Origin of the sequence: Carboxylicivirga marina, assembly GCF_016612505.1 — a bacterium.
GTDB lineage: Bacteria > Bacteroidota > Bacteroidia > Bacteroidales > Marinilabiliaceae > Carboxylicivirga > Carboxylicivirga marina.
In genome coordinates this window covers 1-728 of record NZ_JAENRR010000166.1, presented here as the reverse complement: position 1 = coordinate 728, position 728 = coordinate 1, and the positions used below count along the sequence as shown (strand labels likewise).

At 33.2% G+C, this 728-nt stretch carries 1 protein-coding gene; it reads right to left on the bottom strand.

What is annotated here, in order from left to right:
• A partial coding sequence (locus tag JIV24_RS22230; protein ID WP_200467282.1) for a right-handed parallel beta-helix repeat-containing protein occupies window positions 1-728 on the bottom strand: 728 nt, incomplete at both ends.

The following is a 728-nucleotide window of genomic DNA, read 5'->3' as shown; positions in this document are numbered from 1 at the left end:
TACAAACCACCAGTACCTTGCACATTTAGGCCTCTGTTTCGAATATTTGTAATAGTGTTATTTCGTACTTTCCAATGACTACCAACAGGTGCATTACCTATTATCCCATTTGACTGGTAATTTCTTACAATATTACTGTCTACTTCCAGTTCTGTTTGAATATTATACAATGAAATCCCGTGTCCTGCCTTATTGTGATTGAAGCCATCAATAATATTATTTTTAATATAGATACTATCTCCTGCATCCATATAAATACCGTCTGTAGTAACACCATTATTAGATGTATAATAACTTTGTATTAAGTTATCCCTCACTAAAACATTTCTGGTATCACCCCCTTCAATATATACGCCCATTGTCCACTCATATTTCGCTCTTGCATCAATGTTATTCGAAATGAGACTTACATTTTTAGAATTCAAAATATCAACGCCACGGCTTCTATTCCCAACTACATAGTTCGTAATCGTATTATTGATAACACTTGCTTCAGAGCAACTATTAAGTAAGATTCCTCTTATATTGTGTTCGTAACCAACATTGTTATATATGGTATTTTTTTCTACAGAAAGTAGTGTGTCACTTGTAAAATACAACCTGCGCAATTGGTTGTTATCTACTGTAATATTTTTACTATTCGTGATACTTAAATCCTGAATATGACAACTCTCCACGGTAATAGTCATGGCAGAACCACCATTTAATTGTGCCAAATTCAGATTATA